Here is a 20,707-nt window from a genome sequence, read left to right on the forward strand (position 1 = left end):
TCGTGGCGGCGGATCACTACGCGCCCACGATGCCTTTGAGGATGGTCACCAGGAGTGGGGCGAGGGCGGCGATGCCGTAGCCGAGGGCGGCGTAGCGCAGGCCCTTCTTGGCGGCCTCTACTTCGCCGGGGTCACCGCCGGCCAGGATGTAGCGGACTCCTGCGATGGTGAGGAACAGGGTGGCGAGTGCTACGAGGAGGCCCACGATGACGTTGCGCAGGTTGTCGATCACCGCGTTCAGTGAGGACGGAGCCGCTGCCGCGTTGACCGGGTCCAGGCCGGTGGAGTCGGCGTAGGCGGCAGCGAAGGCGACGGTGTGGACGATCACGTATTCGAGCAGGGTGCCCATGACGAGACCGCCGAGAACGACCAGAACGATGAGACAGATGTTGAAGCTGTGGGCATGCGGCGAAGTGGTGCGGCGCGGGCGGGTCATGTGCTGCCTCCCAGGGCGTGAAGCGGAGCGAACGGCGGTCGTGGTAGCCGGCGGGCCGATGGTGCGGGGAGAGGGCGGCGCGGAGGTGCCGGGCCCGGCTGCGGGGCCGAGGTGGGCGTCCTCCTTCGAGGTGCGGAGCGTGGGCTGGGCCGGGTGACAGGGACCGGTGACCAGGTACGGGTCCCGCTGCCGGGCTCGGCGATCTTCCGCGCTGCCTTCACCTGTCCAAAGACCGAGTCGAAGCGTCGAGTTAGGACATGGCGGCCAGCGGATTTTGCGTGGTGTTTGCTGGCAAACTCGCGCTGGCGCCGGTCCGATCGCTACAGGTTGCGCATAAGAAACGCCTGGTAGAGGGCGTTCTCGGCGCGCTGCCGCCGCTTGAGCGCGGTGCAGTACAGCAGGCCGCGGCGGCGGCAGTAGGAACTGAGCGAGATGCCCTCCAGCCGGGTGAAGCCGATCAGCTCCGCCTCACCCCGCGTGATGACCCCCTCGGCGACCGCCTGGGCGAGCAGCAGATCGGGGTGGCCGGCCGGGTAGGTGAGCGCCCGCTGCCCGCTCTCGGCGCGGTCGAGCAGATCGGGATCGGCCAGCGGACGCGGCGGCTCGACAGCCAGAGCCCGGAGTGCGGCGAACTGCGTCAGCCGGGACAGCCGCAGCAGCGGGTGCGACCAGGCAAGGTTCACCCGGAGCAGAGCTTCCATGTAGGCGGTCAGGACTTCGGCTTCCAGGTCTTCCTGGTCCACGCGGGCGAGCCGGTCCGGATGGCCGCTCTGTTCGATGCAGGCTTTGTCGGTCAGGGCGGTGACGAGGCGGCCCAGCAGGGGGCGGGCGAGTGCGACGGCGGCGACCATCCACGCGTCACGGTGCGTGCGGGCCTGGGCGATGAGGTGCCGCCACACGTGGTCGCGGGTGGTGCGCGTGCAGGACGGGTGAAGCAGCAGATGCCGTAGTTCGTCCAGCGGGATGAGCCGGGCGGGGAGCCCTTCCCCGAGCGCGGCTCCATCGACGGACAGTGGCTGCGGGCCGCGCATGAGCAGCTCGAACGCGTGCCCGGCCACATCCAGCGGCAGCGAACTCGCGCTCGTGATGGCCGAGGTGGTCGACGTGGTGGTGGTCGAGGTGGGGTCCGTGGAGAGATGGACCGAGGTGTGGAACATGGCGACGCTCCCGAAGAGGAGGTTCGGTTCGGACGTCGCCATCTGGTCAGAGCGCCCGTGCAGGAACCGGGCGGGAAATGATCAGACATCGGGCACGGCAATGATCACACCAGGATCTAGCCATGCTCGGGAACCATGCGTGACCTGCGGAAACCCCGATTGTGGGGCGGGGGGACACAGGTGGGCAGGAGATCGCTTTTCGTGGTACTGGACGCAGGAAACTGCGTTGACCTGCGATAACAAGACGTCGCCAAAACTGTCGGGTCAAGCTTGCGTCAAGGGGGTAGGGCCATCATCTGGCCGCGGTCTCACAAGTTCGGTCTGGTGATCCAGTGCTGCAGCCCGGTCACAGTCTTGGCTGCCGGACCGGGCGTTCAGTGATCCTGGTCAACGTCGTCCGGCTGGCCGGGAAAGGCGGTGGGCTGGCTGGTGCGGCGCATGCGGGCTTCGTTCCGGGCGCGGGTGATGACAGCCGAGACAGCCTCGGCCGCGTGACGGTCCGCCAGTTGGCGGATCGCCTGCGGAGGGTCACGGTCGTCGATGATGAAGAGGGTTTCGTTGTCGGCGACGTGAGTGCGTACGTGCCAGCCGAGCTGGCGTCCGGCTGCTCGGGCGGCTCGTCGTAGGTCGGCGAGCTCTCCCAGTTCCGTCACGGCGTCGTGGGTGAGGATGAGCTGGCCGTAGAAGCCGCGGTACTCCGGCTTGAGGCCGGCGCTCATCATTGCCTTGAGTTGATCGACGAGCCTGGCGAAGCGGCGTTCGGCCAGTTCGTTCTTCCGGTCTGGCATGTGCACCACCTCCCGCTGACACGGCTGGGGCGTGTCTTCCCGCCCTAGGCCGATGCTGCCAGGCCGTGGCGGCTAACCGAGATAAAGGGGGCGACGGATCGCTGCCCGAGAGGTGTACGGCACGTGTACAAGAAAGCCGTGACCTGCGGAAACAGGAACAGAGGCGGAGGTTGGCGAGGTTTGGCGGTGGTACGGCGGCGGCAGTCTTGGGGTGCTGGCGTGAGGCGAGGGTGCGGCCGGGCCAGGACAACCCGGGACGGGGCGGACCCCCCCCAGCGTCCGACCCGCCACACCAGCCTGTGGGTAATCGAGCGAGGACGTTGGGTGAATGGCGTTATCGAAATCCGGTAATGCGCCCTACCGGATGCTGGCGCGGTCTCGATGAGCGAGCAGGCGGCCCGGTTGGCGCAGGCTGGCCACAGCCTGTGGACAATCGGTGAGAGGCCCCGGGCAGGAGCCAGGGCGAGTCCGATACGGGTAGGCATTACGGGATCTTTGCTTGACCTGATGTCCCAACCCAGGCTCCTGCATCGGTATTTGGATCAGTGACAGGGATCGCTGACCCGGTATTCGGGCCACACCCACATGACCGAACCGACCACCACCTCATCGTCCAGCACCTCCACCACCTCCACCCCGGCTATCGATCTCTTCCGGGAGTTGTGCGTCAGCCGCGAGGTTCAGGACCTTTCACGGGGACACGTGCCGCTGACGGTGTGGCTGGCCGCAGCCGACACCGAAACAGCCGCCGCCTGCCAGGCGGGTTGCTGCCACCCGGTCTCCGGACCGCTGGCCTGTCACCTGATCGCCGCCTGCACCCACGTGGGCGAGAGCGTCATCCATCTGGGCGCCACCGACCACCAGGTCGTCTCGGCCGCGCTGACGGCGGGCTGTCTGCCGGTCGCCGTCTTCGCCGACGCGGGACGGGCGGGGGTGACCTGGACCCGGCTGGCGCGCACCCACCCGGACTACGACCTGGAGGTCACCGACCTGCGCGTCACCGACCCCGCAGACTACGGGCCGTCAGTGCTGGCCGACCTGGCAGGGAAGGCGGGCCTGGTGGTGGCCGAGCGGTCCTGCCCACAGGCGCTCGCTGCTGCTGGCCGCCCAGACTCCAGCCCTGAGGCGCAGGTCCTGGACCTCGCCGACATGGCGGGGCTGGTGAAGCCGGGCGGACATCTGGCCGTGGTCACCGGACTGCACCGCGCCGATCGTGTGGTCGATCCGCTACCGGAGATCATCGCCCGAGCACGTGAGGCGGGGCTGGTGTATCTGCAGCACATCATCGCCCTGCGCCAGCCCGCTCGCAGCGACCGCATCGAACCCCGCCTCTCCCGTCAGGCGCCGGCCGCCTGGCAGAAGTCGCCAGAGTATGCCGGGTTGCCGACGAGCGCGAGGGCGCACAGCGACGTGCTGCTGTTCACCAAGCCGATGACGCCTTCGAGTACATCGATGCCGGAACCCGGGCCCACCGAACAGCACGGCGAAGCCAACGAGCCGGCGACGGCGGCACCAGCGGGAGGGAAGCTTTGATGACCAAGCCGACGAAGGACCGGCCCTCGACCGAGGCGACAGCGATCACGACGACCACATCAGTATGGGCGACTGGGCAGCAGCCGTCGCGGTTGCAGCGGCGCGGCCGGTATCTGCCGGAGTCGATGGGGCATCCAGGCAAGATGCTCCCCTCCATCGCCGCCCGCGTGATCGACACCTACACGCGGCCGGGGGAGCTGGTGGTCGACCCGATGTGCGGGATCGGCACCACCCTGGTCGAAGCCACGCACCTCGGCAGGCACGCCGCAGGGGTGGAGTACGAGGAGAGATGGGCGAGACTGGCGGTCGCCAACCTCGCCCACGCCCGGAAGCAGGGAGCCGCAGGGCTTGGCCGGGTGGTGGCTGGGGACTCGCGCAACATCGCCCGGCTGCTGCCGAACCTGGCCGGGCAGGCGGCGCTGGTGCTCACCTCCCCGCCCTACGGGACCTATACCCACGGGCACATCCGCTCCACCCGAGACACCGGCGAGCCAGGGGTGCGCAAGTGGAACCACCACTACTCACACGATCGCGGCAACCTGGCCCATCAGCAGCTCCCGGCGCTGCTGGAGGGGTTCGGCCGCATCCTGGCCGGATGTAAGGACCTGCTGCGTCCCGGCGGGGTGGTGGCGATCACCGTGCGCCCGTACCGGGTGCGGGGCGAGCTGGTCGATCTGCCCGGCCACGTCCACCAGGTAGCTGAGGCCGCCGGGCTGGTGTTCGCCGACCGGATCGTGTGCCTGCTGTGCGGCCTCAGCGACGGCCACCTCCTCAACCGGGCGTCGTTCTTCCAGCTCCACGAGGCGCGCAAGGCATGGGCGCGCGGCCTGCCCGTGCACGCGGTGGCGCACGAGGACCTGCTGGTGTTCGTTCGCCCGCAGTTGCCTCGTCCGGCGCCAGCGGCGCCGGGCTCGCACCTTCGAGACGGTCGCGAGCTGGAGTAGCGCCGCGTGGCCCTGTTCCTGGCCCGGCTTCGGGCCAGGACCAGAGGTTCGTGCCCTGACCTGCGGATTTCGCTTGACACGGGCCATGAAGGTGGGCGTCGATACCGCCCGTCGCCAACCCAACCCCGCCCGCGCGCGGCGTGCCGGGGGGCTGTGACCGCCCGGTGTCAACGGGACGGCCACCCCCGGCCCCGGACCGGGCGCGGGCGGGTCGGCGGCGTAGCGCCCACCACAGCCCGCACTGGCCGAACCGGGCCGCGCATCCCACGAGGCACGGACCCGGCCCCTGTTCATCAACGCGCATGGAGGTGACGCATGACCAGCACAACCCCGAACAAGCTCCTCGAAGCCGGGGCAGTCGAGCGGCCGGAGGTGGTGAGCCTGCTGGCGGCCGGACGGCTGCTCGGGATGGGCCGCACCAAGGCATACAGGCTCGCGAAGGCGGGTGAGTTCCCGTGCCGGGTGCTGCGCATCGGCGGCCGGTACGCCGTACCGGTGCGCGGGCTGCGGGCGCTACTCGACCCGCCAGCAGAACGACTCGAGCACATCAATCCGGACAGCGGCAGCCGTCCGACCACTGCGGAAGGATGACCACGATGGCCAGCAAGCCGAACATCAAGACGACGGCGGGCAGGGGGCCGACCGTCGCCAAGGGCACCACACACAAGATCTGCGCCTGTATCGATCCCGAGACCGGCAAGAACGTCGGTAAGACGTGTCCGAAGCTGCGTAGCAGGCATGCCGACGGCGGTCAGCGGTGGAGCTCGACGCACGGCACGTGGGCCTATCAACTGGAGTTGCCCGCGCACGCCGATGGCAGGCGGCGATCCCCGCTGCGGCGGCGGGGGTTCGCGACGTTGGAGGACGCGGAGGCGGAGCTGGGTCACGCTCGCGGACTGCTGGCCTTGGACTCCGACCCGGCGGTGCGCAGGCAGATCGCCGCTCTGATGTTGTCGGTGCTCAAGGACACCAAACAGCTTCCCGACACCGAAGAGGTGCGGCGCAAGGTCCGCATGCATCAGGACCTGAACCGGCATGTCACCGTCGCCGAGTGGCTGGAGGAGTTCCTTAAGCGCAAGCGCGCCATCGAGCCGACCACCAAGCGCACCTATGAGTCCCACATCCGGCTGTACCTCAAGCCGTACCTGGGCGACATCCGGCTGGATCGGCTGCGGGTGTCGGATATCGCGGGCATGTTCGACGCGATCGAGGAGTTCAACGAGATCATCGCGACCGAGCGAGCTAGCGGTGACCCCGCCCGCGTACAGGCCGTCCGGTATCGGCGTCCTGTCGGTCCCACCACGATGCACCGCATCCGAGCGACGCTCCGGCACGCGCTCAACATGGCGATTCGACAAGATCGGCTGCTGGACTTCAACCCGGCCGCCGTTGTCGAGCTCGGCGCGGTGACGCGGCCCAAGCCGGTCATCTGGACCGAGGAGCGCGTGACCCAGTGGCGACAGGACCACGCCGCTCATCTGGACCGGCTCAAGCGGGCCCGCCAGGGTAAGCGGGTCGACCCGGTGGCCGTCTACATCGGCGCGCCTCGGCCCTCGCCGGTCATGGTGTGGACACCCGAGCAGACGAATGCTTTCCTCGTTCACGCGCGAAAGGACCGGTTGTTCATCCTGTATCGGCTGATCGCCATGCGCGGCCTGCGGCGGGGGGAGGGAGTGGGCCTGCGCTGGCGCGATGTCATCTTCGAGCGGTCGAGGATCGGGATTCACTGGCAGATCACCCAGCTCGGTTGGGAACCAATCCAGGGCACCCCCAAGACCGACGCCAGCGACCGCGAGATCGCCGTCGACGCCGAGACGATGGCCTTGCTCAGGGAGCACAAGAAGCGGCAGACCCGAGAGCGGCTGGCTGCGGGCGCGGACTGGGGGGACTCGGCGTTCGTATTCACCGACGAGCTCGGCCGGCCTCTGCACCCCCAGCACGTGACCGACCGCTTCTACCAGATCTGCTACCAAGCGGGCCTGCCACCGATCCGGCTGCACGACCTGCGCCACGGCGCGGCCACCGCCATGCTCGCCGCCGGGGTGGACATCAAGATCGTGCAGGAGACGCTCGGGCACAAGACCTCCGCGTTCACCCGCGACACCTACACCAGCGTCTACCCCGAAGCAGCGGCTGCGGCGGCCGAAGCCACCGCAGCCTTCCTTACCGGACCGGCCGTTCCCGCGCCCCGTCCCGTGCCGTCCGGACGAGTCGCCACTGATCCCGTAGGGACCGAGATGGCCAGCGAGACGAGGGGGGAAGTGATCCACCTGCCCACCAGGTAGCTGTCAGGAAGAAGCACGTCGCAGGCCGTCAGTCGTACGACTGACGGCCTGCGACGTGCTTCTTGGTCTCTCAACCGAGAGCAGATCGTCGGGAAGGGGACACTGCGCTCTATCGGTGCTGTGGCGTGCGGGCGTGACTGCGGCGCTTCCCGAAGGGGCCCGGTCCGGCAGCAGCACAGGCTGGGAAGGTGGCGTGCTGCTGCCGGACGTCTACGGAGGTGGGCGGCCCCTCGTGTCGCGCGGCTCTACTCGCGACGCCATCTGACTCGAGGGGCCGCCCTGGGCGGCGATCAGGCGGACGGGGGCACCGCCGTGATCGCCGCCGGACAGGTGGCAGGCCGGTCTCCACCTACCGGCCAGCCACCTCGGAGGTGACCGCGTCCACGCCTGCACTACAGGCGTTCGCGGTCACCCTCTCGAGAGCGTGCCGAGCTCGTCTGGTCGACGGTCGTGCGCTCCCGAGAAGGGTGCTCTCACCTGGCCTCCAGACAGGGCCGGGTGAGAGCGCTGCCAGCCGCAGGAAGCCACTACCTGTGGCGGCTTGCGGCTGACAGGGTTGTGCGACCTGTCCGGCGACCTCGTGCGCGGGGTTGAGTCGGCGTCGACCCCTGCCCGCCGTCGTCATGGGATGGCGGGCGCACGACATCGGGGGACGGTTCCCGTCCGGAGTAGGTCAAGAGGGCTGATGGGCGGCCTGGGTCAGCACGTGGCTGATGCGGTCGGCGGCGGTGGCCGCTTCACTGACTGGGGTGATCGGTTCGGCCCACGACCACCAGAAGCTCCACTCGTCTTCCACCGGTGCAGCGGTGATGACCTCACACAGGGAGGTGCAGCCGGGGTTGATCACTCGCAGGCGCGGCAGCCGCTCAGGCTGGGTGAGGATGCGGGTGTGCAGGCCCTGCGCCTGCAGCAGAGTTTGCAGGGTGCCCAGGTAGGCGGTGGCCTGGTCGGCTACGGCGGCCGAGACGGGTTCGGACATGAGACGGTCTCCCAAACAGGTCGGGCAGCGGCGGATTCTAGGCGGGCGGCTGGGTGCGGCCGGCCGAACGCCGGGCGAGGTAGACCTTCCGCGCGATCACTGCAACGACGCCGCAGAGGATGGCGCCGAGCACCGCCTGGGACACCGGCCGGGCCAAGGTGGCGGGGGCCAGGAGCACGAAGGCAACGAACCCAGCGGTCAGGAGCAGCGCCAGCGCGGAGAGCACCTTGTCACGGGACATGGAGGAACCTTTCTTCACAGGTGGTGGAGAAGAACGGAGGCGGGATCGTAGTCCGCAGCAGTCAGCGGCCGAACAGCGAACGGCCGTTGGCCCTTCGGCGGCGGCCCCGCGACTGATGCCCGAGCACGGCGGCCACGAAGGCGCCCGGCCCCAGCACCAGCACCACCACGATGACCGGCATGGGGACACTCTCGGGGGAGACGGTGACCCAGCCGACGAAGCCGGCGGTGACGAACAGCGGTAGGAGCATGATCAGGTGATGGCGTCGCACGGATGCTCTCCCCTTGTCTGATGTCAGCCAAGAACTCAGGGCGTGGTTCGGCGGCGAACTAGATCGGGGCCTGGAAGAGCTCTTCCAGCTGCGCCGGGGTGGGCTCGCGGTCCAGGTGACACCACACGCAGCGATAGCCACCTGTGGGTAGCCGGTAGCTTCCCCATCGGCTGCGCGACAGGTAGTCCACGATCGCCAGCCCGCGCCCGTGCTCGGAGTGCAGGTTCGGCCCCTGCATCGGGATGCGGGCAGGTGCCGAGCAGCGTGAGCCAGGATCGGTCACCACCAGCCGCAGGACGGCCTCGTCCTGGGACAACTTGAGCGTGATCTGGCCAGGGTCGCCGTCAGCGGTGGGGGCGTCGGTGTACTTCACGGCGTTGGTGACCAGTTCAGAGGTCGCCAACGTCACGATCTCGAAGGCAGCATGTTCGGTTCCCAGCCATGCGCGCACCGCCTGCCGCGCCATGTATGGCGCTTGATCGCTGCACGTTAGCTGGCTGACGCCGAGTTCCTCAAAGTGGGTGATGTGAGTCATCGGATGGATCACCTAATTCGCCTCCCTGCGTCCCAGCCCCTAGCGGCGCCATCTGCATCCTCTTGAAGTGAAGACAAACGCTGTGGTGATCGCCGACCTCCGCGCATGTCCGGGAAAGAGACCCGATGGTTGGCGGTGAGTCGGCAAGGCCCTACATGGGAGGCCAGACCAGGTTCCGTCAGCCGCAGCATGTCTGAGTTCGGGAATGCTCCACGACCTCTGCCAGCATCGGCGACCTGCTTCAGGGCCCCCAGGTTGATGCTGGCGTGAATCTCTCTGGTCTGGATGACGGCGTGCCACTTCTTGCGCAAGCCCAGGCCGAAGCGCACCGAATCGCCATACGGATGCGAATTCACGCGAAGCACCTTCTGTCGCTTTTGTTCTCTTTGTGGCCGGAAGTGCCGCGCCATTTACGAGATCACTTGTGGGATGAAGAGTTGCGAACCTCTTAACTCCCTGTGTTCCCTCCATAGCTTGGCGTCTTGGCGGTAGGTTGTGGCGTAGTCTTCGCCGCCATTTATCCGACAGCTTGTCGCATTCATGATTGTGGGATGCGCAGCCGATGTGGGACCAAACATGTGGAGGTGGAAATGCCCGCACCACGCCAACTCGACCCGAACGAGAGCAGGACAGCGGCATTCGGCGCTGAGCTGCGGCGCATGCGCGAGGAAGCGCGGCTCACCCAGGCCGAACTCGGACGTCGCGCCGGATACTCATCCAGCCAGATCGGCGCGGTCGAGGTCGGCAAACGCCCACCAACCGAACAATTCCTCACCGAGGTCGAGAAGGCACTCGGGCCCGGACTGCGTGACCTGTGGGCTTCCCTGTCGCACCACCGCGACACCGCCCCAACCTGGTTCGCCCCCTGGCTGCAGGAAGAGGAACAAGCCCAGTCCCTGCGCACCTGGCAGCCCCTGGTGGTCCCCGGGCTGCTGCAGACAGCCGACTACGCCCGCGCCCTACTGGAAAGCGAGAACGGCTACAACGCCGAACGCATCGATGCCCTCGTGGCGACCCGCCTGGCCAGACAGAAGATCCTCACGCGCACCAATCCGCCCCGCTACCTGGTGGTGCTGGACGAAGGGGTACTCAGTCGGCCCATCGGCGGGACCAGCGTCATGCGCGAGCAACTGGAACGGCTGCTGGAGGCCACGCACGTCCCACACATCACCGTGCAGATCTGCCCGCTGGGTGCCAACCCGGGCTTGAGCGGAGGTATGGTCATCGCGAAGGCTCCCAATGGCACCCGTCGCACGGTGTATCTGGAGACTGCCGCGGAACCGCTCGTCACGAGCCATGCCGAGGTGGTTGAGGTGGTTACCGTGAAATTGGACGCCATCCGGGCGGATGCTCTCCCCCAGAGGGCGTCGGTCGAGTTCATCAGGAAGATGGTGGAGAAATGGACCTGACGGCCGAGCTGGAGACGGCGGCCTGGCGTAAGGCGACACGCTCGACCGGCAATGGCGGAGATTGCATCGAAGTCGCACCACTGTCCGGTGGTCGGGTCGGTATCCGTGACACCGAAGCGCCTGACCAGGCCCCTTTCGTTGTCCGATCCGAAGTATGGGCCGCGTTCATCGATGGTGCGAAGAACGGTGAGTTCGACTTCTAGTACGCCAGGCGCAGACGAAGGGGGCTTCGGCGCTTGCCGAAGCCCCCTTCGCTCTTCGGCCTGACTGTGACGAAGTTTCACCAAGTTGCATAAACAGGTCAAGGCGATCGATGCTTAAGTTCGTGGCCGTGCTCGAAGGCCGGCCGGTTGTCATCGATGGATTGCCCTAGTACAGGCAGTCAGCCCAATAGTCGATCTTTGCATCAAGAGCCCGGTGGGATCGGTCGTGGCGTTGACCGCGGGCAGTCGGCGCCGTCGAGCTCCCCGAGGCGCCGGAGTCGAGGGCGGACGAGCGCGCGGCTCGATCACCTGCCCAGGGTCTGAAATGTTCTGGCCCGGTCATCCAATCTTCCGCGTCGGTGCCAGCCGTCCATGTGTGCTTAGCAGGAAATGCGTATATCTATGGGATCTCGATCTTGCAGATGTAAGCCAGACTGCGCTCGGATCTCCATAGATGTCGTAAATATCCCTAATCGTGCCGCAGACGCATCGCCTTCGCTCATTGTAACTGTTCATGACTGAGAGTAGTCATGTGGCGGAGTGTGCGGAATCGGTTGCAGATCTCGACCGAGCGCTGTTGAGTGTGATCCGACAAAGCTCCGGATGGTGGGATTGGGCGCTCCGGAGACGATGGCGTACGCCTGGAAAGGCTGCGCCATAGGGAGCGTCAGGATGTGTCACGGCCGGAGGTGTGACGGATGGCTCGCAACGGTAGCGACCAGATGAACGATAGGTCTGGCGTTTCCGTGCGGGCCTTTCGTCATTTTACAAGGGGAATGCACGATCAAATGATGAGAGGCAAGGGATGCCGATGGAGGCCAGCAGCTCTCCAGCAGATGACCGACAGGAACCGACTTTGCCAGCGGAAGTTCGAAGCTGCTCCGAATCCTCCTCCTGGATAGGAGAGGTGGTGCGGATGGTCCAGGTCGTCGTGGACAGCACGCCCCGGACCATCCGCCTGTGCATCTTGATCGCGGTTGGCGCCGCAGCCTGGGCCTACTTCATCAAGTAACTGCCAGTCCAGGCAGATGCACAAGTAAGACGCAGACCCCGGATCGTCGCCCCAAGGCCGCAGCTAGCACTGCGACGGAGAAGGGGAGACGGCCGGGGTTTCGCGTCTCGTTCACCTTGCCCTGGCCGCCGGGCTCGCAATCCTGGAATTTGACTTCCCGTCCGTGATCCGGTGGCACAGTTTCGGGTGAGGGGACAGCGTACGCGCTAAATGCATGCGCGTCTGCCGGAGTCCAGACTTCGGGGCAGCGACATAGTTTCTGCTTGACTAGCAGGGGTGCGGCCATGTGGGCGTTCTGGCAGCGTGTACGGCCCGGCTATCCCGTGGGGATGGTCCCAGCCCTCCTGAGATACCTCTCGGATGGCGATGAACCTGTCGCCCGCGCTGTCCACAATGCGCCGGCCCGGTGCTGCAGTGGGTGGGGGAGAATCCATCTCATCTAGCCTTCGCCATCGCCACGATCGAGGGCACTCAAGATCCCGGATCATTGCCAGCTCTGGCGGTCGCCAAGCGGGGATCGGATACTCCTTGGCTCGGTGAGCGGCTAACCCGAGGGGATCGGCGTCCCGGGGATCAATCATCGGAGTCCGTTGCTTGCGGAGGCTTCGGCGGTGCCTGAACCGTCTGGATGGCCTCCTCCACCGATGCCTCGACCTGGAAGGCGGTGCGCAGGCCGGTGATGGTCAAGATGCGCTCCAGATGTGGCGGGATGGCCGACAACACCAGGGTGCTCTGCTGCTCGCGGCTCTGGCGCAGCAGCAGCACCAGCACGCCGATGCCCATCGAGTCGCAGAACGTCAGCCCGTCCAGATCCACGACAAGTCCGCCGGACTGCGCCGTCGCCCAGGCGTCTTTGACCTGCTGGTTCAGCAGTCCGGCGGAGGCATAGTCGAGCTCGCCGGCGGCGCGCGCGACGATGAAGTTCTCGTGCAGGCCGATGGAGACGGTGAAGCGCTCGCTGGGGTCGCTCTGCTCTTCCATGACGACCATCATCCTCTGGGTAGCCGGCGCGGGCGGTGGCCATGCGCGATCCAGCCCCCTGGCCTGCTCCGCTGGTGGTATAGATGGTGGGCGGCCGGGGCTGCTGGAGGGGGAGCCAGGCCGTGGCCTTCCCCTCATAGCGTGGAGACCGAACCGGGAGAGGTTTGGTCGTGGCAGGGGTCACGCGGCGGCGCTTTGATCCGGAGTTCCGGGCAGGTGCGGTGCGTATCGTGAAGGAGACCGGCAAACCCGTCGCGCAGGTGGCGCGGGATCTGGGGATCAGTCCGTACACGCTGCACAATTGGGTGCAGATGGATCGGCTCGCCGAGCACTACAACGGCGACGGCGATGGGAGCGGAACGCTGGAGGAGACCGAGCAGGAAGAGCTGGCCCGGCTGCGGCGGGAGAAGGCCGAGCTGGCCAAGCAGCACGCCCGTGAGAAGGCGGCGTGGGAGAAGGAACGCGCCGAGTTGGAAGACGAGCGTGACGTGCTCAAGCGCTCGGTGGTCTTGTGGGTCAAAGAGGCGATGGGCCGATAGGCGTGGCGGCCTTCATCAGCTCCCAGAAGACCGAGCACGGCATCGACCACGTCACCTCCTGCCGGGCATTAGGTGTGTCGCAGTCCTGGTACTACAAGTGGAAGAACCGCATCGACCAGGACAAGCTGACCACCCGCCAACGTCGGCGGGCCGATGTGGATGTGGAGATCACCCGCTCGTTCGAGGCGTCCGGCGGCACCCACGGCTCGCCGCGGGTCACCCGTGACCTGCACGAGGCGGGCTGGCGGGTGTCGGAGAACACGGTCGCGGCGCGGATGGCAGAGCTCGGCCTGGTCGCTCGCGTGCGCCGCAAGCCGCGCTCGCTGACCCGGCAAGGCAAGCGGCCCGCCGCCCCGGACCTGGTCCGCCGGAGGTTCACTGCGGTCGCTCCGGACGTGCTGTGGTGCGGCGACGTGACGCAGATCGACACCGACGAGGGCAAGCTCTACCTGGCCACGGTCGAGGACCTGTTCTCCCGCCGGCTACTCGGCTACGCCATGTCCGAGCACCACGACGCCGTGCTGACCAGCGCCTCGCTGCAGATGGCGGTGGCCACCCGCGGCGGCGACATCGACGGCGTGATCTTCCACTCGGATCGCGGCTCGGAATACACTGCGGCCCGCTACCAGGAGCTATGCCGGCGCCTGGGCGTGGTCCAGTCCATGGGCCGCGTGGGCTGCGCGCTGGACAACGCTGCCGCCGAGGTCTTCAACAGCACCCTCAAGGTCGAGTACGTGCACCGCCACCGGTTCCGCACCCGGGCCGAAGCGCGCTTGAAGATCGCCACCTGGATCGCCGACTTCTACAACACCACCCGGCGGCACAGCGCCAACGACGGGCTGCCGCCCATCACATTCGAACGTCACATGATCGAGAAGAGACAAGCCTCATCGGCCCTGCTGAGGACCGCTGTGGCATAGAACCGTCTCCACGTTTTCAGGGGATTGACAAACCAGGGTTCCCCAGAGATCAGCTGTCCACCAAACCGGGCCAACTCCAGCCTGTCGGTATGCCTTCCGCGTGGACACGTTCGGGAGGAGACAGCCGTACAGCGTCGAGCGATCCCCGCCGAGCTCGCGGGCGATCTGGGTGACCGACTGGCCGCGCCCGCGCCGGGCCCGCGCCACGGCCAGCGCGTCATCGGTGACCGTGGCCAGGCGGCCGCCACTCCTGCCGGCCCTCCGCGGCTGCCGCCATCGCTTCTCCACCGACGCGTACCCCGTGTTGAGCTCGCGCACTGATGCTGAGAACGTGGTTCTGAAAGCCTCGATGTGCCTCGTCCTGGCGGACGAGGCACATCGACAGTCAGCCTGGCGCCAACGGCTCAGCAGCCGCCGCAGCCTCCCCCGCAACCGCACCCGCCGTGGGGCGGGCAGGGGGCCGGTGGGCGGGCGCAGACGACGACTTCGTCGGTGACGGGGCCGTCGGTCTCGTTGGCGGTGGCGGTGGCGGTGTTGGTCAGCGGGCCGGGCTGGGTGGCCTTGGCCAGCAGGGTGAGGGTGTGGGTGGTGCCGACGTCCATCGCGCCGACGTCCCACAGGCCGGTGGCCGGGTCGTAGCTGCCGGCGGTGGCAGTGGCGGAGATGAAGGCCAGCCCTTCGGGGAGCTGGTCGACGACCGTGACGCCGGTGGCGTCGTTGGGCCCCTTGTTGGTGACGGCCACGTGGTAGGTGACCGCCTCGCCGACGGCGGCCTCGGTACGGTCGGCGGCCTTGACGACGGCGAGCTCGACGACCCGCTTCACCGGCGTGGTGGTGGCGTTGGAGGTGGAGGTGAGGTGGTCGGGCGCGTTGCCGAGGGTGTTGTCGTAGGTGGCGCGGGCCTGGTTCTCGATCTGGCGGCCGGCTCCGGCGCGTTCGACGCGGACACGGAACTCCACCGTGGTTCCGTTGGGCGCGTCCGCGGTCGAGGGCAGGCTGCCGCCCTGCTGGGCGGTGGCGCCCTGGCCCAGGTGGAAGACGACACGCCCGGCTCCGGCGTCGACGTAGGCCTGGTCGTCGCCGGCCGCGTCGCTCTTGCCGCCGCTGCCGGGGCCGTCGATGACGCGCAGGGAGCCGGGGACGTAGCTGGTGCCGGCCGGGATGTCGTCGGTCAGGACGAGGTTGTCGGCCGGGGCGCCGCCTTCGTTCCTGGCGTTGACCCGGTAGGTGATGACGTCGCCGACCTCGACCTCGCCCTCGGGGATGGCGGCCTTGGTGAGCACGACGCAGGGTGCGGTGCCGAAGACGATGCCGTCCAGGAAGTTGCCGATCGCCGGGTTGCCGCCGGCGGCGGAGATGGACTTGAAGGCGAACCGGGTGGTGCTCTGGCCGGGCGGGACGACGTATTCGCCGGTGTAGTGGCCCCAGGCGGTGTTGCCGTCGGTCATCCGGGCCTGTTCCACCGGGGCGTTCGGGGGGCCGATCTGCAGTGCCATGGTGTCGGCGCCCTGGCGGCCGCGGTGTGAGAGTTTCCAGTACAGCTTGGTGCCGGGTGTGGTGGGCACATCCTGGTACAGGGTGGAGACCATGTTGGCGTTGAGCTCGGCGAACTGCTGGCCGTCGTCGGCGGGCACGTTCTGGAAGCCTGTGCGCCAGAGTTCGATCCGGCCGTCGGAGGCGGTGGTGCGCCAGCCGGGCACCGCGCGGGGGTCGTTGTGGGAGGCGTCGGGCCGTATCTCGTAGTTGCTGACGACGGGTGCTTCGAAGCTGCCGTTGATCAGGGAGATGCGTGGTCCGCATCCGCCGGGGGCGGGGTTTTGGGGTACGGCCATGAGGTGTCCTTCCGTCGAGGTGGCGGCGAACTGGTCGGCGTCGCCGGCGTTCGTGTGCGCCGTCTGGGGCCTGCGCAGTGGGCTGCTACGGGTGCGAGAGCGCAGGGCGGACCACAGACGGGCGGCTTGGGATGACTTGTCGGCGTGCACGAGCGAATGGCCTTGCGTGGTAGGCGGGCGGAGTCGAGGTCGGGTAAGCGAGCCAGGAGCGCGGTCGTCGGGTCGTGAGCGGGTGTCTGCGGCGAGAAGTGATCCGGTTGTGCTCAGCAGAAGGCTTGACGGCCTGGCGGTCAGCGCCCGGCTTCTCCTACTCGGCAGAGGTCGGGGCGGTCAGGGCCTTCCGACTCCGAATGCTTTCCGTTCTCGATCGTCCACTTAACGTAATTGACGCTGGTCGCGGCGATGAACGAGCCGCAGAGTTCGAGCCGGATGGCCGCAAGCCATGGATCCTCCTCAGGCCAGCACAGCGTTTCTCGGCCGGTCGCCGCCGACCGGTCCAGGAAGGGAAGACAGAGGGGGCGGCGGCATGCGGCGCACCCCTTCTGTTCACGGTTCCCCTTCCACTACCGTCGGCGTTCGACTGCAAGGAGCCGCTGATCAGTGATGAGTGCGCACCAACGCCTTACCGACGGTGCGCTCTGGCAGTGTTCCTGGCAGCGTTCCTGGATGCGGCGTTGCTGGTCATGGGCAGGCAGGACGGGGTCTGGAAGACCACGCCGTCGAGGAAGTTGCCGAATGTCGGCCTTCCGCCTGCCGCCGATACCGACTCGAAGGCGAAGCGGGTGACGGTCTGCCCGGCGGGGACGACGTAGGTGCCGGTGTGGTGGCCCCAGGCGGTGTTGCCGTCGGAGATGTCGGGAGAGGAAGCTCCGTCCGGGTTCTGGGGGGTGGGGGCGCCCGGGGCGCCGATGAGCACCTGCATCACGTCGGTGCCCAGGCGGCCGCGGTGGTAGAGCGACCAGGTCATCACGGTGCCGGGGACGGTGGGGACGTCCTGGTAGAGCGTGGAGACCTGGGTGGCGTTCAGTTCGGCGAACTGCTGGCCGTCGGCGGCCGGGACGCCGCTGGCGCTGTTCCAGAACTCCAGCTTGCGGTCGGAGGCGGTGGTGTGCCAGCCGACGGCGGGGTTGGTGGAGGCGTCGGGGATGTCCCAGTCGATGCGGGCGACGGCGGGTGTCTCGAAGCTGCCGTTGACCAGGTTGATGGGCTGGCGGGTGCACTCGACGGTGACGGTGACTGTCGCGGTGCTGGTGCCGCAGGCGGTCTCGATGGTGTAGGTGAAGGTGTCGGTGCCCGCGCGGTCCTTGTCCGGCGTGTAGATCAGCCTGCCACCCGAGATCGTCACCTTGCCGTAGGCGGGCTGGGTGACGGCGCTGATCGTCGGTGATGTCCCGGTGTCGTTGGCCAGGACGGGCACGGTGACGGGCGTGTTGTCGGTGGTGGAGGCGGTGTCGTCGGCGGCGTTGGTGGGCGAGATGGAGTTGCCGCTGACGATCTGGATGGGCGGCGCGGCGGTGTTGTTGCCGAGCTGGCCGGGGAGCGCGATGACGCTGCTGATGCCGCTCGGCCGGATGGTCATGCTGCGCCCGACGGTGCCGGGATTGACGCGGAAGGTGATGACCGTCGGCCCGGGGTCGGTCTTGCCGCCCGGCGACCGGACGGTGAGGGTGTTGCCGCCGAGGGAGCCGTTCTGCACCGGCCCGACGACGGTGGCGTTGGCCAGCAGGGACGACACGTCCCAGGTGGTGGTGTAGGAGCTGACCACCAGCGGCCACCTCGCCGTCTGGTGCCGCAAGGTGAGGGTGAACGTGCTGCCCGGCGCGATCTGGCCGCCCCACAGACTGGGCGAGGTGGTGACGGAGATGTTCCCGTTGCCGAGCCGCCAGCCGGCGATGTTCTTCCAGTAGTACTCGACGGGATAGTTGGCCTGGCCGTGCCGGACACAGGGGCCGGCGGCCTGATGGACGACTCTGCGCGATGCGGTGGCGCCGGCGGCGGTGCGGGCATCGGCCTGTGCCGGTGAGATGGCGGAGGTGGCAGCGAGCAGGGGGAGCATGAGTGCTCCGGTGAGGGTCGCCGTCGCCATGACCTTGACCCGGGAGGCGAGGTGGCGTCGGAGACGCGGTGTGGGGTTCAACTAGCTATCCTCACTTTAAGTAGTTGATAAATAACTACCTGTGAAAACAGCAGGTGACAAGAGGTTTCACTGCGCCATCTCAAGCACATGCAACAAGACGGGATCGCTTCGGCCATGCCCCACGGCGCACCGCGGATTCAGGCGCGATGCAGCGCCGCCCCAGAGATCATCCGGGCCGCCACAGAATCGCACGGTTTCCGACGTCGGGAGGCGATCCGTCGCCCGTCACGCACGGCGCACCCACCTATCCCGGCTGAGGATCACGGTGCCCCGTTCGGTGACGAGCCCCGGTCAGGTCGGCTGGTCGGGCAGCAAGTCAGCCAGAGCGGTCCGGACGGCGGCGCGGCGGGCGCCGTTGAGCGCGGGTGGCCGGCCTCGGTAGCGGCCTTGGCCCTCGGCGGCGCGGCGATGCCCTCGTCGGTGAGCTCGTTCTGCAGGTCGCGCTGAAACTGTCCGACCGCGGTGATGACGTTGATGAGGAGCGCCGTGGTGGGGTCGTTCGTGGCGAGGATTGGAAGTTCGGGAGCGGCCCCGACAGGACGCGCAGGGCGACGCCGTCCGCGGTGCACCGGTCGCGGACGTTGTGGATGTCGATGAGGTCGCGGCACAGCCGGAACAGCTCGCAGACCGTCGGCGGCGCGGGCAGCGTCCAGGCCCTCCAGAACGCGCGACGCCGCGCGAGGCGAGCCGGAGGGCCTTCGGCCGCCGTGTCAGTCAGTCACATGGTCAGTCACATGACCCGCGTCGTGCGGCGCGGACGACGAAGCCGAAGTCGTCGGCGACCTGTCCCGGGGCCAGCTCTTGGCGGGCACCGCCGTAACCGAACCAGTTGTAGAAGCACCAGGAGTCGCCGCTGAAGTTGGCCGCCCGGACGATGGGCGGGATGATGTCCGCTTCATCGTCGTAGAGCACCCTGAGGTTGTCGTCCACGTCGTAGGCGCAGATGCCCGCCACAAGCGGGCATGCGAAGTCGGCTGCGGCTGGTTGAGCGTTCGCAGCGGCTGGCTGTGCGATACCGGCGGCCAGGGCGAGGGCCAGGGCGCCGGTCAAGGGCGCGATGGTGGCCAGAGTACGGCGGGCGATGTTCATGCTGGGTGACCTCCTCAGGTCATGAGGGAAAGCGTTCAGCGCCTTCCGAGGGACGGAGCTGGCGGCCGGCCCCGGGCGGGCAGGTGTGTGAGCAGCGGCCGGAGAGGGCGGGCAGACAGTGGTGAGGCAGCGGAAGTCGGCGGGAGGTCAGTGGGCAGGTGGTGTGGGCAGGGGCGCGTTCGGGCACTGGGCGGCGATGGAGGTCAGCTCCTGCTTCTCCCGCTCGTCGACGGTCAGGCTCCACTGGCGTTTGACCGCGGTCCACTCGGCGATGTAGCGGCAGCGGACGGCCTCGATCGGCAGCCAGTCGGCGGGGTCCTTGTCGGCCTTCTGGCGGTTGGAGCGGGCGGTGACGGCGACCAGGTGCTCGGGGGCGTCGAGGTAGTTGGCGTAGGCCTCGCGCTGGGCCGCGTCCCATGTCGAGGCGCCCGAATCCCAGGCTTCGGCCAGCGGAACTAGATGATCAACGTCCAGTTTGCCTGCGTCTGTCACGATTTGATCGTCGTAGTAGGAGTACCAGACGCCGCCGGCAAGGGCGCACCTCGGGCCGACTTCGGGGGCGTCGATGGCCTCGGCGATGAGGACCTCCTGGCGGGCGTTGCACGAATCGCCGTCGGCGTCGACCCAGTGCTTGAAGCTGGTGCGCTTGTAGCCTTCCCGGTTCTCGGTGGCGACGGTCAGATCGGCGACGGCCGCTCGCAGCAGGGGCGGGGGTACGGCATGGCGGGTCGCTTGCGCCTGGGCGGGCCCGGCGCCGACGAGAGGGGCCAGTAGTGCCAGTGCGAGTACCGTGTGCCGCAAGGGGAGACGCATGACCCTCCAGAACCATAACTGTCTGCAACTGACTACATGCAGACAGTAGTTCTATGAGGTGGGGGAGTCACTGCCGTAGCGGTAAGACCCCTCTTCCTCCGGAGAGCCAGCGGCGATCGGTGGTTCTCCAGCAGCCCGACTGAAGCTGATCTGGGCCGACTCCGGCTACGACGGTCAGCCGCTCGCACGGTGGTACACGCGGTCGCCCGAGTCACCGTGGAGGTCATTAAGCGCACCGAGTTGCATGCGTACCCGCCGACTCACCGGCGAGAACACCCCCACATGGCGCGGCACCTAGACCCGAGATTAAAACAGGTCATTCCCGCCGTACTGCGCGGCGGACCAGCCATCGCTGCCGAAAGCCGACGAGCGACGTGAGAGTTACAGCGCAGCCCTCTCAGCCATGGGGCCGACGCCGACCGCGACGGCTGCAACCCGAGCGGCTTCCGGGATCAGGGCCGCCCCTGCCGCGTCGATGCCGAACCGGATCCGAGTACGCCAACTCGACCTGCATTCCGCTTGGGCCAGCTGACCTGGCGACCTGTTGAAGGAGGAGCGGCGGCCAATCGGCGGAGAAGCGGGCTCCCTCCTCAGCAGGAGGCA

Annotated in this window: 20 protein-coding genes; 8 read left to right on the forward strand and 12 right to left on the reverse strand. The window is 67.8% G+C overall.

Features of this window, described 5'->3' with window-relative positions; all coding sequences use genetic code 11:
* Positions 1 to 16: 16 nt before the first annotated feature.
* The 3 genes from AB0C33_RS37780 to AB0C33_RS37790 all read right to left on the reverse strand — a co-directional run bounded on the left by AB0C33_RS37780 (position 17) and on the right by AB0C33_RS37790 (position 2,381).
* Positions 17 to 436 (reverse strand): pilin, encoded by a 420-nt coding sequence (locus tag AB0C33_RS37780; protein ID WP_358296716.1) that lies wholly within the window; start codon positions 434 to 436, stop codon positions 17 to 19.
* Between the two features lie 320 nt (positions 437 to 756).
* Positions 757 to 1,593: a hypothetical protein gene (locus tag AB0C33_RS37785; RefSeq protein ID WP_358296719.1), complete on the reverse strand. Its 837-nt coding sequence runs from the start codon at positions 1,591 to 1,593 to the stop codon at positions 757 to 759.
* 374 nt (positions 1,594 to 1,967) lie between these two features.
* Entirely contained in the window at positions 1,968 to 2,381 is a 414-nt protein-coding gene (locus AB0C33_RS37790; protein ID WP_358296722.1) for a hypothetical protein, read from the reverse strand.
* 585 nt (positions 2,382 to 2,966) lie between these two features.
* Between AB0C33_RS37790 and AB0C33_RS37795 the strand changes: the two genes are divergently transcribed.
* From AB0C33_RS37795 to AB0C33_RS37810, 4 genes are all read left to right on the forward strand, one after another.
* Complete coding sequence (locus tag AB0C33_RS37795) at positions 2,967 to 3,914, forward strand: hypothetical protein (RefSeq protein WP_358296725.1); 948 nt, start codon at positions 2,967 to 2,969, stop codon at positions 3,912 to 3,914.
* Positions 3,914 to 4,858 (forward strand): DNA methyltransferase, encoded by a 945-nt coding sequence (locus AB0C33_RS37800; protein ID WP_358296727.1) that lies wholly within the window; start codon positions 3,914 to 3,916, stop codon positions 4,856 to 4,858. Before AB0C33_RS37795 ends, AB0C33_RS37800 begins: the two co-directional genes overlap by 1 nt.
* A 315-nt stretch (positions 4,859 to 5,173) precedes the next feature.
* The gene (locus tag AB0C33_RS37805) at positions 5,174 to 5,449 is read left to right on the forward strand and encodes a helix-turn-helix domain-containing protein (RefSeq protein WP_358296729.1); all 276 of its coding nucleotides are present in this window, start codon (positions 5,174 to 5,176) and stop codon (positions 5,447 to 5,449) included.
* A gap of 5 nt (positions 5,450 to 5,454) precedes the next feature.
* The gene (locus AB0C33_RS37810; protein ID WP_358296731.1) at positions 5,455 to 7,143 is read left to right on the forward strand and encodes a site-specific integrase; all 1,689 of its coding nucleotides are present in this window, start codon (positions 5,455 to 5,457) and stop codon (positions 7,141 to 7,143) included.
* A gap of 673 nt (positions 7,144 to 7,816) precedes the next feature.
* Here the strand turns inward: AB0C33_RS37810 and AB0C33_RS37815 are convergent.
* The 4 genes from AB0C33_RS37815 to AB0C33_RS37830 form a co-directional block, all read right to left on the reverse strand.
* Positions 7,817 to 8,122, reverse strand: coding sequence for a hypothetical protein (locus AB0C33_RS37815; RefSeq protein WP_358296734.1), 306 nt, complete (start codon positions 8,120 to 8,122; stop codon positions 7,817 to 7,819).
* Between the two features lie 37 nt (positions 8,123 to 8,159).
* Complete coding sequence (locus tag AB0C33_RS37820; RefSeq protein ID WP_358296737.1) at positions 8,160 to 8,363, reverse strand: hypothetical protein; 204 nt, start codon at positions 8,361 to 8,363, stop codon at positions 8,160 to 8,162.
* 61 nt (positions 8,364 to 8,424) lie between these two features.
* Complete coding sequence (locus AB0C33_RS37825; protein WP_358296740.1) at positions 8,425 to 8,634, reverse strand: hypothetical protein; 210 nt, start codon at positions 8,632 to 8,634, stop codon at positions 8,425 to 8,427.
* 58 nt (positions 8,635 to 8,692) lie between these two features.
* Positions 8,693 to 9,181: an ATP-binding protein gene (locus AB0C33_RS37830; protein ID WP_358296743.1), complete on the reverse strand. Its 489-nt coding sequence runs from the start codon at positions 9,179 to 9,181 to the stop codon at positions 8,693 to 8,695.
* A gap of 578 nt (positions 9,182 to 9,759) precedes the next feature.
* On the opposite strand from AB0C33_RS37830, the gene AB0C33_RS37835 reads away from it, so the two are divergent.
* Both AB0C33_RS37835 and AB0C33_RS37840 read left to right on the forward strand, forming a co-directional pair.
* Entirely contained in the window at positions 9,760 to 10,578 is an 819-nt protein-coding gene (locus tag AB0C33_RS37835; protein ID WP_358296746.1) for a helix-turn-helix transcriptional regulator, read from the forward strand.
* A complete protein-coding gene (locus AB0C33_RS37840; RefSeq protein WP_358296749.1) occupies positions 10,569 to 10,781 on the forward strand; it encodes a DUF397 domain-containing protein in 213 nt (70 codons plus the stop codon). Before AB0C33_RS37835 ends, AB0C33_RS37840 begins: the two co-directional genes overlap by 10 nt.
* Before the next feature lie 1,585 nt (positions 10,782 to 12,366).
* On the opposite strand, the gene AB0C33_RS37845 is transcribed toward AB0C33_RS37840, so the two are convergent.
* Positions 12,367 to 12,774 (reverse strand): STAS domain-containing protein, encoded by a 408-nt coding sequence (locus tag AB0C33_RS37845; protein WP_358296751.1) that lies wholly within the window; start codon positions 12,772 to 12,774, stop codon positions 12,367 to 12,369.
* 170 nt (positions 12,775 to 12,944) lie between these two features.
* On the opposite strand from AB0C33_RS37845, the gene AB0C33_RS37850 reads away from it, so the two are divergent.
* Both AB0C33_RS37850 and AB0C33_RS37855 read left to right on the forward strand, forming a co-directional pair.
* Positions 12,945 to 13,313, forward strand: a complete 369-nt coding sequence (locus tag AB0C33_RS37850; protein ID WP_357994166.1) for a transposase — start codon at positions 12,945 to 12,947, stop codon at positions 13,311 to 13,313.
* 2 nt (positions 13,314 to 13,315) lie between these two features.
* The gene (locus AB0C33_RS37855) at positions 13,316 to 14,233 is read left to right on the forward strand and encodes an IS3 family transposase (protein ID WP_358296753.1); all 918 of its coding nucleotides are present in this window, start codon (positions 13,316 to 13,318) and stop codon (positions 14,231 to 14,233) included.
* Positions 14,234 to 14,637: 404 nt separating this feature from the next.
* Here AB0C33_RS37855 and AB0C33_RS37860 read toward each other — a convergent pair whose 3' ends face one another.
* The 4 genes from AB0C33_RS37860 to AB0C33_RS37875 form a co-directional block, all read right to left on the reverse strand.
* Positions 14,638 to 16,065 carry a hypothetical protein gene (locus AB0C33_RS37860; RefSeq protein WP_358296756.1) on the reverse strand — a complete coding sequence of 476 codons (1,428 nt, stop codon included), beginning with the start codon at positions 16,063 to 16,065 and terminating at the stop codon, positions 14,638 to 14,640.
* Between the two features lie 622 nt (positions 16,066 to 16,687).
* Positions 16,688 to 18,202: an Ig-like domain-containing protein gene (locus AB0C33_RS37865; RefSeq protein WP_358296759.1), complete on the reverse strand. Its 1,515-nt coding sequence runs from the start codon at positions 18,200 to 18,202 to the stop codon at positions 16,688 to 16,690.
* 726 nt (positions 18,203 to 18,928) lie between these two features.
* Complete coding sequence (locus tag AB0C33_RS37870) at positions 18,929 to 19,291, reverse strand: hypothetical protein (protein WP_358296762.1); 363 nt, start codon at positions 19,289 to 19,291, stop codon at positions 18,929 to 18,931.
* Positions 19,292 to 19,438: 147 nt separating this feature from the next.
* A complete protein-coding gene (locus AB0C33_RS37875; protein ID WP_358296765.1) occupies positions 19,439 to 20,104 on the reverse strand; it encodes an HNH endonuclease family protein in 666 nt (221 codons plus the stop codon).
* Positions 20,105 to 20,707 lie beyond the last annotated feature (603 nt).

It is taken from the genome of Nonomuraea sp. NPDC048881 (assembly GCF_040649795.1).
GTDB lineage: Bacteria > Actinomycetota > Actinomycetes > Streptosporangiales > Streptosporangiaceae > Nonomuraea.